General features: G+C 45.7%; 7 protein-coding genes. 3 read left to right on the top strand and 4 right to left on the bottom strand.

What is annotated here, in order from left to right; genetic code table 11:
* Positions 1-603: 603 nt before the first annotated feature.
* The 4 genes from EXE45_RS15935 to EXE45_RS15915 all read right to left on the bottom strand — a co-directional run bounded on the left by EXE45_RS15935 (position 604) and on the right by EXE45_RS15915 (position 3,989).
* Positions 604-1,413, bottom strand: coding sequence for a hypothetical protein (locus EXE45_RS15935; RefSeq protein ID WP_137694895.1), 810 nt, complete (start codon positions 1,411-1,413; stop codon positions 604-606).
* Positions 1,414-1,429: 16 nt separating this feature from the next.
* Entirely contained in the window at positions 1,430-1,702 is a 273-nt protein-coding gene (locus tag EXE45_RS15930) for a hypothetical protein (protein ID WP_137694894.1), read from the bottom strand.
* Positions 1,703-1,925: 223 nt separating this feature from the next.
* Complete coding sequence (locus EXE45_RS15925) at positions 1,926-2,804, bottom strand: hypothetical protein (RefSeq protein WP_137694893.1); 879 nt, start codon at positions 2,802-2,804, stop codon at positions 1,926-1,928.
* A gap of 645 nt (positions 2,805-3,449) precedes the next feature.
* Positions 3,450-3,989 carry an ArsR family transcriptional regulator gene (locus EXE45_RS15915; RefSeq protein ID WP_241988324.1) on the bottom strand — a complete coding sequence of 180 codons (540 nt, stop codon included), beginning with the start codon at positions 3,987-3,989 and terminating at the stop codon, positions 3,450-3,452.
* 345 nt (positions 3,990-4,334) lie between these two features.
* Here EXE45_RS15915 and EXE45_RS15910 point away from each other — a divergent pair, with 345 nt between their 5' ends.
* The 3 genes from EXE45_RS15910 to EXE45_RS15900 form a co-directional block, all read left to right on the top strand.
* Positions 4,335-6,002 carry a hypothetical protein gene (locus EXE45_RS15910; RefSeq protein WP_137694891.1) on the top strand — a complete coding sequence of 556 codons (1,668 nt, stop codon included), beginning with the start codon at positions 4,335-4,337 and terminating at the stop codon, positions 6,000-6,002.
* Between the two features lie 2 nt (positions 6,003-6,004).
* Positions 6,005-6,817 (top strand): hypothetical protein, encoded by an 813-nt coding sequence (locus EXE45_RS15905; protein ID WP_137694890.1) that lies wholly within the window; start codon positions 6,005-6,007, stop codon positions 6,815-6,817.
* Positions 6,818-6,916: 99 nt separating this feature from the next.
* On the top strand, positions 6,917-7,198 hold a 282-nt coding region (locus EXE45_RS15900), incomplete at its 3' end, for a helix-turn-helix domain-containing protein (protein WP_199233648.1).

Below are 7,198 nucleotides of genomic sequence, written 5' to 3'. Positions count from 1 at the left end.
ACGCTCGTCACGCGGCGCTCATTTTCTTTTCCTCAACAACACTAACGAGACACTTAGCATATATGCTCGTCGGTTCAGCTCTAAGTGGTCAAAAAGCCCTCAAATGCCCATATACAGAGGTTAGAGGAGGATTTAGAAACTACACAGATATTAGTGGTTCCACCATACAGTAGATGTTATAATGACACTTCACATCGGCTAACCCCGATATTAGGGTAGACAAGACGACTAATCGGGTAGCCCGAGGAAGTCGCACTCATCAAGGTCGGCAAAATCTGAAAAGACAGCCTCCTCGTGCGTACAGGTATAGTTGCTCCGCGAAGTGGCAGTGAACTTGGCGTTTTAAGCGAACGTATGATGGAGGAGGCGAGGGAGTGCTGCAAGAGGTGAATCAGAAAATGGAGTTGAAGGACGAGCTATATTCGAATCTGGCTGAAGAGGACCAATCAAAACTTGTCTGGGCGAGTAGCACTTCTACAATTCAGGTCTCGCTGGCTCTGTCGAAATCCTCAGCAAGTAGTATATTCTGACCCGGTTGCGGTGAATACAGAATTGCTACTTAGAACCGCTATACCATCGAATAATCAAAGAAGAAGAGTTCATTTAATCCATATTACGGAGAGCCCGGAACATCACCTTGGCCGCGTGTTCGGCGTCTTCACCGAGGTCTTTGATTTCTTCCTGCTCTGGGTTCCGAACTATCGAATGAGCATCTGAATTCGCAGATTCACGGAATCGATTGATGTCGGAAATGAGTTCTGTATTCATCCCATTCGAGTATGACTGGTAGTCTTTGAGACGATACTCGAAAACCTCCAGAAGCTCGCTGAAATTTCTGAAACGACCGTATTCGGGGATATAGTACATCCGCAAATACGATTTCGGGTACTCCTTTCGGAGTAAGTCGATAACGAGATTTTCTAACAGTTTTCGGGTTAGGACGAATGTCCCATCGTACACTCCAATCCGATAGCACTTGTTAATATTCTCGATGAGGTCGTCGTAGAAGTCATCTGTTGTGTTCTCAATATCGATGAAAGATTCAGCAGTGTGCGTGAACAACGGGACACTATCTGCGTGTGATATTTGTTCATCTTCGAGGGCCTGTAGTGCCGGGTAGTCCTCAAGCTCTTCCGCATCAGCGCCGCCAACTAAATCGTAAGCCTGACTCATAATGGCAAGAGCGGTATCCTCATCGCCACGCTCGCAAAGCACCTTTAAGAACCGAAGTGTGTTATGGGCGCGGTCTTGGTTACCCCATTTCCAACTTCGAAAGAAACTGTCTATCTTCCTCGCAGTATCAACCGCTCCTTGCTCAGTTGTAATTCGCTCCCAGTCTTGATGGTCGAAGTTCTGCTCTGCGATATAATACGAAAATTGAGACAAGAGGGTTTGGAGGGCATCATTACTCATATGGTTCCCTCCAGAATCACGCCTTCTGATTCATTTCTTCGACTGCAATCTCATACTGACCATCTACTTCTTTGACTAATATCTCTGTGTTCGATGGTCGGTCATTAATAAGTTCGCTCAGGTCTGAATACGCGTTGTACTGTAGGATTGCTTGCATCGATTCTTCTTCTTCCTCCAAGTGGAAGACTGGCTTATCCGTTTTACCTCGACGGGGAACTGTGACAGTGTAGTAGTGCTCGCCGTTCGAAAAGTTGTGACCAGTTAGTAGCCCTTCGTGTGGTTCTGCCATATGCTATACTCGACAGGCCTCTATCAAAAGGGTACTCCACCCACCCAGAGACTAATAGAAGTATAAAATATTTCTAACTGATATGTTAGATGATGGTTCTGATGAGATAGGGACGCTACGGTAAGCCCTCTTATTATATGACACAGTTCGAAAAATGAAGTTCACACCCAACTTAGTGGCTTTTTCACCACAAATGGTGTCTTAGGATTTCAACAGAGCCACATCAGCCGAACAGGCGCGAGGCCATGACACTCTTGACATCTTCCATTTCGAAGTATTGCTCATCGGATGTCAAAACGCTCGCGTGAGTTGGACGACGATTCGTTACGTCGATAACTGCGTCGAAGGGAATCGAATCACCATAATAAATTGTCTCGTCTGATGGAGCAGGCCCATCCCAATTCCACAGGAGTTCAACGACCTCGCTGTCGACTTCGACCCACGCGTGCGTCGATGCCCGAGCTGGATGACTGGACATAGCAAGTCCTTCACAATAGCGAACATCATCGTAAGCCTCGAACAGCTTGGTGTGAAGCGCCGCAAAAGCGAGTACATAGCACGAGTTCGCGTCAATACTGTTGGCACGCCATTCTGCGGCGACGGCGACCACATCTTCCGGTGGGTCTGTCGACCGTCTTGATGGATTATACTTGACCCCATCAATCGGACAGGAGCCCGTAAGCACAGCGTAGTCTATCGCGCTGCCGAGGTGGCGGACTCTCTCTTTTGAATCTGCCAACAAGCGATTCGCGCGTCGGCGTCTATTGAATGAATTACGCCACTGTTCGTATTCAATCATATCGACTCCAGCGTCTATGAGGAGGCCGTAAGCCTCATCCTCAGAGAGTTCACTGCGAGCATCAAGACTGCCAAGATAGTAGGCAATCGCATCGTGCTGAGTGGTGCTATCATGGAAATTGCTTCGCTGGACTTCTAAACGGTTGTCTGTGTTCTCACGAGTCGCGGCACCGCGAGTGAGCAAAAAATGGAGCGTATCACGGGGGTTTTTCATGTGACTCACATCAGTGGAGTGTTGACAGATGAGTTCGTGTTCATCTGCTTCTATTGTTACCTCGATAATCGCCCCGCTCAACGGATACATCGTGTAATATTCTGGTTAGAGCGCTTATAGTTATCTAACTCTGAGTTCTGTACTGACCGGGACCGGGTCAAATGTATCACCTGCTGAGGATTCCAACAAAGCTGATTCTACAGATTCACGAACATCTTCGTTACCACGTTTTTGCTACCAATCCACGCCAGTAGCGGTTCCGTCATTCCACGTTATGGCCCGAACCACATCTGGTAGTTGGTCCAAACGGGCTTCGACAACTGCCATCGGATGCTTATCGATATATTCCGCGCTCTCGCGGAGAGTATCGCTATCCGATTGACTTAGTTGGAAGTGGACTTCTCCATGCTCCGGATGGTCGTCATCTTGATGCCAACCGAGGAGGAGATTTCGTTCCGGTTCAATCCAGCTAATCCAGTAGAAGTCGTTGTCAGTGCCGACCTCGACATCAAAACCGATTTCGAGTCGTACACTTTCTGTCGGATAGCTGGAATCCTCTAGAAACTCTCTCGGGTCCGTTTTCGCTGTAACTCGATACGGCCCCGGCTCTCGATGAGTTGAAACACGAAGCTGGACAGAGCTGAATTTCAAACCACTCTGGAGCCGATTCTTGATTCGTCGATGGATTCGTTTGTTGTCGAGCCCGTCTCTTTTGGCGAGAAATATCATTCGAGACTAGGCAATCGCGAGTTCTTCGTCTCCATCAGAATCAGAGAGCTGAGTTACGTCCGTGTAGAGTTGAAGTGCGTGTTTCGAAAGACGAATCTCTGTCTCCAGAGCTTCCCACGTCGTAGCAGCATTCCGAATGGTACGCATTTCCTCTGTAGAGAGGTCTTCTTCGACTAGCTTGTTGCGCAGTTCGGAAAGAGTCTCGACCTCGTACTCCTCCTGTAGCGATTCAACCTGAGCAGTGTGTTCAACGAGGGTCGATTCGAGTTCATCGCGAGAGTTCTCGCTGATGAGGTCAAGCACTTCCTCAATGAGTATCTGAACAGGGTTTGGCGCGTATTTTGTCTGTCCGTCGACTGTGTGTTCTTCGGCTCTGTTTTCAGCCACTAGAGTCTCCAATTCGCTATCGGCAGTCGCCCACGCGACATCTGCTCTGTCTGCAATGGCAGTAACCGTTTCCGGCTCGTCGAGTGTCTCGACAACCATACGGACTCGTTCACGCCCGCTGTACTGGTCTTTCCACGCCTCTTCATTTGGTTCGCTCATTTCTTATCTCCGATACGCACGAGATACACAAATAATTTTGGCTGTCTTAGATATATGAGACATAGTCAGTTTCGTTGATTCAATAGGTGGAAACTCTGCTACAAGGTCAATGAAGAGTTTTAGCCAGTTTGGAGAGGGAAGGACAATAAGCAATCTTACGGCTCTCGTGGATAGGTGTCTCAAATACAGCGAACGACCGAAATAGAGTGATTTTGCGAATCTAGTTCAATAAGTCACACATCAAGATATCTGAACTCTTGGTGTTGGTCAATCACTAGCAGGAGTTTCTTGTTTCACTCCGGTATCCCAGCTATTTTGACATTCAACATTCAACACTCTAGTAATATGCCGCTCCCCACCCAAAGCGAAAATTTCTATTATATTTGTTATCGGGAGGTCCGGTCAGAAGATGAATTAGAGCGAGATATAATCGATGAACCCAATGAGGTTACAAATGTCGAAGAACTTCTGAGGGCGGTACATAATAACGTGGAATACACGCATTCGCTCGAAAGTCTAGATGTTACTACATATTTTGAAAACTGGGTAGAGACCTTATTAGATGATGCAGAGGGCTTGGTTAGTGGAATGTCGAGGTCCTACGAGCAAACTTTGAGCTATATGGCAGAGGATTTTGCAGGAAGTATGAAAAGCCGTGCAAGAGAACGAGGTAAATATGTTGTCTTCATAATTAGTGAAGACTCTCTCGTAGTCTGTCACTCTTTCACCGGTAAAAAAGCTCTAACTACCGATATGGACGTTATTGAGGAACTGCTGAGTGAAGCGAATATCGATAAGTACGCACGTTTTACCTATGAATCTCCTGATGAAATCGTTGTACAACACTTTGACCGCCATGATACTGAATCATTTAGTGAGTGGCTTGGAATCCCTGAAGACGAAATTGCGTTTGATATCAAAGGGAGCGTAAGAGTATATACTAAGATAGACGGGATAAACACCGTTTTCGAATTTGACCAAGAAGATATCACAACTAAATTGCTTGGCTCCGACAGCTATGACCTCTCTGCAGGTCAACTGAAAACTCCTAACGAAAGTCCACGACGAGTAGAAAAGATTCGATGGGGCCACAAAAAGTACGCAGATATAGATGAGTTCAAGCAGGAACTTCTCAAAACTAATCGTAATCTTTCCCGCGCATTTGATATGTATAATAATCACATCTCGAACAGTTTGGATTCCTTCTTCACAGTCACGGACTACGAAAATAAAATAGTCAAGGAGACAGCTAATGGAGCTGAAGAGATTAAGAAGCCGAAAGTAGATTTTGCTCTTTCCTTTGTCAACAATCAGGTTGAGATGCACGTTCCTTGGCGTAGTGAACTATCCAAGCATTTTCTTTCTGAACACGAGCCAATACCAATCTGTCATGCAGGGGCAGAGTTTTCAGAATCTGCGTATCAGTTAGGCAACTTCAGAATATATAACGAAATTACCCTAACTGGTGCTCAGGAGACATATATTAAAGATGTTCTAAAAACTGCAGAAGATATGGGGTCAAACAATCTCCGTGATGTCTTTAGTCATATTGTATTCGAGATTCTGTCCCGCGATGTTCAGAAACCTCTTTGCTATCTATTTAACGAATTCTCAAGCGAATTCCATTCACGATTCGTAAGTAGTGTTTCTGACGCAACCCGAGTTGTGCAGACAGAGGGAGAAGAAATCGACTTAGAGTTCAAATCGTCCCCATGGTTTGATAGACAATCGGATGTAGAAGAATTAGCACAAGGCATTCATCGTGAATTTCAAGATTCACGGTTGCTGTTCCTCGGTATTAGCGAAGATTCGAAGGATATCGATGTCATCGAAAGCGGTGTAAAATCTGAAAAGTTGAATGATATAGAAGACAAGCTAGAAAACAAATATGGAGTTGCTGAATCACATGTATGGTCCATACCTATAGATGATGGACACGGAATAATCGCGCTAAATATTGAAAACCTCAGCCAAGGCTTCGACACAGACATATCTGTCTTGGAGAGGAGCTAATTATGATTGATTCTGAGCTACCGCAAATGAAGGCCAAAATCTCGGCAGAACTGTTGAAGGCGATTGTGGAACCCCCTGTCGAAATCTCTCCAGATAGTTTGACTAATTTTCGCTGGAGAGAGGACAAACTCTACGTAAACTCAGTTGACGGCGCAAACGCCATAATGGTCCGACAAAAGATTCCTGCAACAGAATTCGAGGAATATGATGTCAGACCAAAGGGGGATGAGATTGTGTTCGGTATGCCCTGTGGAACTCTTGAAAATCTTCTTCGAGCTGCGAATCCCCGTCAGGATGTCCAGTTAGAACTCACAGATGAGGGTCATCGGATGGATATTGAATTTGCCGACGTAGATTATTCCTTAGCTGGTGTAGACCCGGAACAGGTGAAAGAGCCAATGATTCCAGAGTTAGAGTATGAGCTCGAATCGAAAGTTCACAGCTCAGTATTCACTCGCGCATATCAGGTTGTTGGAATGATATCTGAGACCGTGAATATCAGTGTTTCAGAAGATGAATTTGTCATATCAGGACGGGGAGATACCGATGTGGCTAAAATCAATGTAGACATCGAAGAGAGTGTGGATGAGATACAAGAGAGAGAAGAAAAAAGGGCAGCAACGATTCTGCGCTGTACATCTGCTGCACAGGCACGGTACGGTTCTCAATTCATACAGTATTTGAACAAATTTACTCCTCCAAAATGTCTCACTACACGGCTGAGTGAAGATTATCCGCTACAGGTAGAAACAAAGAGAGCCAATAGTCGCATAAAAACAGACATCACGATTGCCCCCCGAATGGATAGTGAATAAGCACCGCCGAAGATACCTCCATTTCGGGGAGGAAAACAGGTCTACCACTGCCCGTTAACAGATGAGAAATTCAAATCACATGCCCCCTAATCGCGAATAATGAACATGGAGAATGAAACGAAACAGCTGATAAAGCAATTCTCCTCTAAACCGGGAGTTGAGTCTGAGCAATTTGACTGTAAATCGAAAGAGATTGTAGAGAGTTCCAGCGGTCGAAAGAAACTCGTTAAGGTACTCTCTGCAATGGCAAACCAAAGTGGAGGTACAGTGATTGTCGGCGTTCGGAAACAATCTAATGAACTCCTTATTCAGGGCTTTTCAGTTGATTCAGAAGTTGTCCAGCATATCAACCACACCGCAGTTGAATACACTGTACCACCT

Source organism: Halorubrum sp. SP9 (assembly GCF_005435015.1).
Lineage (GTDB): Archaea > Halobacteriota > Halobacteria > Halobacteriales > Haloferacaceae > Halorubrum > Halorubrum sodomense.
The sequence above is the reverse complement of the archived record's forward strand: the minus strand, read 5'-3'. Positions and strand labels throughout refer to the sequence as shown.